A 787-nucleotide genomic window follows, 5' to 3' on the forward strand; every position below is an offset into this window, starting at 1 on the left:
GCTCCAGTTTCACCCTGAACACCCTGTGGACCTGTTTCTCCCTGAGGACCCTGTGGACCAACTTCGCCTTGGTCACCTTTATCTCCTTTTTCTCCTTGAGCACCAGTGGCACCAGTTTCTCCCTGAGGACCTTGGGCTCCGGTTTCTCCCTGAACACCCTGTGGACCAACTTCTCCTTGAGGACCTTGGGCTCCGGTTTCACCCTGAATACCCTGTGGACCTACTTCGCCTTGGTCACCTTTATCTCCTTTTTCTCCTTGAATTCCTTGCTCTCCTTGAATACCTTGTGCTCCAGTTTCACCCTGAACACCTTGCGGACCTACTTCGCCTTGAGGACCTTGTGCTCCAGTTTCACCTTGAACACCTTGCTCTCCCTGAGGACCCTGTGCTCCAGTTTCACCTTGAACACCTTGCTCTCCCTGAGGACCCTGTGCTCCAGTTTCACCCTGAGGACCTTGGGCTCCGGTTTCTCCCTGAACACCCTGTGGACCTGTTTCTCCCTGAGGACCCTGTGGACCAACTTCTCCTTGGTCACCTTTATCTCCTTTTTCTCCTTGAGCACCAGTGGCACCAGTTTCTCCCTGAGGACCTTGGGCTCCGGTTTCTCCCTGAACACCCTGTGGACCTACTTCACCTTGGTCACCTTTATCTCCTTTTTCTCCTTGAATTCCTTGTGGACCCTGAGCTCCGGTTGCACCAGTCGGACCTTGATCTCCCTGGTCACCTTTTTCTCCTTGAATTCCTTGTGGACCTTGAGCTCCAGTTTCACCCTGAACACCTTGCGGAC

1 pseudogene is annotated in these 787 nt (G+C 53.7%); it reads right to left on the reverse strand.

Annotated elements, in window-relative coordinates:
• A pseudogene (locus tag DMZ48_RS18465) lies at positions 1-787 on the reverse strand (collagen-like protein); the annotation flags it as partial.

It is taken from the genome of Robertkochia solimangrovi, assembly GCF_007279655.1.
Lineage (GTDB): Bacteria > Bacteroidota > Bacteroidia > Flavobacteriales > Flavobacteriaceae > Robertkochia > Robertkochia solimangrovi.